This window comes from Roseburia zhanii, from assembly GCF_014287635.1.
Classification (GTDB): Bacteria; Bacillota; Clostridia; order Lachnospirales; family Lachnospiraceae; genus Roseburia_B; species Roseburia_B zhanii.
This window is the reverse complement of record NZ_JACOPH010000076.1, coordinates 1-854: the sequence shown is the minus strand read 5'-3', so window position 1 is coordinate 854 and position 854 is coordinate 1. Positions and strand designations below refer to the sequence as shown.

Below are 854 nucleotides of genomic sequence, written 5' to 3'. Positions count from 1 at the left end.
GCTTCTTTGTCTGTCTTTAACAACTGCTGCTTGGTATCTTCCGTCAATTCCACCTCTTTACCATTGACCGTAACATATCCTCTTGCAACTGCCCTGCTGACCATTGCAGAATCAGAGAAATGCACAATATAAGAATTTTCTTTATCTCCTTTTGTGATACCCAATACATCCTTTCCAGATGTTGCTGTGATTTTTTCTTGTTCGCATACCTTTTTACTTTCTGCATTCTGTTAGCTATAATGCGGATATTTACTATATAAATTTTTCTGTCGGTCATAGATGGAATCAACCTGTTTATTTAAAATGTTCATAGTCCACTGCCCTCCCTTGCTTTTTCCTTATTATTTCAATATTTCTCAAACATTTTAATACCCGCATTAAACAATAAAACCAATTTTTTCAAACAGAAATTCACAATATTTATGCATATCCTGATTTCCGCTTCTTAAAACAGAAGAAAACAAAGACTTTATATCTATATTTCCTCCCGTTCTTTCATATTGCTCCAGATAAAGTGAACGGAACTCTAAATAAGAATCTTGAATATAGTCACATGCCTGATTTATATCAAAGGCATCAAACGATTCATCCAATTTTGTATTCTGAAATTTCTGCTTATTTTCTGCATTTTGCTTTTGACTTTTGGCAACCATTTTGTCCCATTTTATCAGTTCCTCAAAACCTTTATTTAGCTTTTCCAATTCTTCATCCATTGACAACAGACGTCTTTTTCCACTCTCTGGATTATCGCATACATACACTTCTCTTGTTCCATTCCTATATCCTTCTACAATTTTTTGATACATAGTAGAATAGGCATATGCAGCTCCCATTCCAATATCATCGAAACCATA

General features: G+C 34.0%; 1 pseudogene. It reads right to left on the bottom strand.

The features are described 5' to 3' along the window. Nucleotides 1-377: 377 nt before the first annotated feature. Nucleotides 378-854: pseudogene (locus H8S17_RS16190) on the bottom strand (hypothetical protein); the annotation flags it as partial.